The following is an 874-nucleotide window of genomic DNA, read 5'->3' on the forward strand; positions in this document are numbered from 1 at the left end:
ATTGGTGCGGGTGTGGTGGGCCTTGCGGTGGCGCGCGCGCTGGCCTTGCAGGGCAGGGAGGTGATGGTGCTCGAAGCGGCCGACGCCATCGGCACCGGTACCAGCTCGCGCAACAGCGAGGTCATCCACGCCGGTATTTACTACCCGCAAGGCTCGCTCAAAGCGCAACTTTGCGTGGAAGRCAAGGGCCTGTTGTACGACTACTGCGCGGAACGCGGCATAGGCCACAAGCGCTGCGGCAAGCTGATCGTGGCAACGAGCGAGGCCCAGGTGGCACAACTGCAGGCTATCCGCGAAAAGGCGGCCGCCAACGGCGTAAATGACCTGGCGCTGCTGACGCGAGAAGAGGCCCGGGCGCTGGAGCCGCAGCTCGAATGCGTGGCGGCGCTGCATTCGCCCAGCACCGGCATTGTCGACAGCCACGGCCTTATGCTGGCGCTGCAGGGTGACCTGGAGAATGCGGGCGGGCTTGTAGTGCTGAATTCGCCCCTGGCCCTTGCAGAATGTGCGCAACCAGCTATTAATTTGATAGCAGAGGACGGTACGGAACTGCAGGCAAAGACTGTCGTCAACGCCGCCGGGTTGCAGGCCCAGCACCTGGCCAGCCGTTTTGCGGGCCTTGCGGCGCAGCATGTGCCGCCCAGCCATTACGCCAAGGGCAACTACTTCACCTTGCCCGGCCGTTCGCCTTTCAGCCGCCTGATCTACCCCGTGCCTGAAGCCGCGGGTCTGGGCGTGCACCTGACCATTGACCTGGGCGGCCAGGCCAAGTTCGGCCCCGACGTGCAGTGGGTCGATTCACCGGACGACCTGGTGGTGGATCCGGCGCGCGGGGATGCCTTTTATGCGGAGGTGCGCAAATACTGGCCCGCGT

Annotated in this window: 1 protein-coding gene; it reads left to right on the forward strand. The window is 65.1% G+C overall.

Annotation, left to right across the window (positions count from 1 at the left end; genetic code table 11):
• Positions 1 to 874, forward strand: an 874-nt coding sequence (locus AC1D0Z_RS23135) for an NAD(P)/FAD-dependent oxidoreductase (RefSeq protein ID WP_477660467.1), incomplete at both ends; no start/stop codon positions are given.

This window comes from Polaromonas sp. P1_E3 (genome assembly GCF_056405935.1).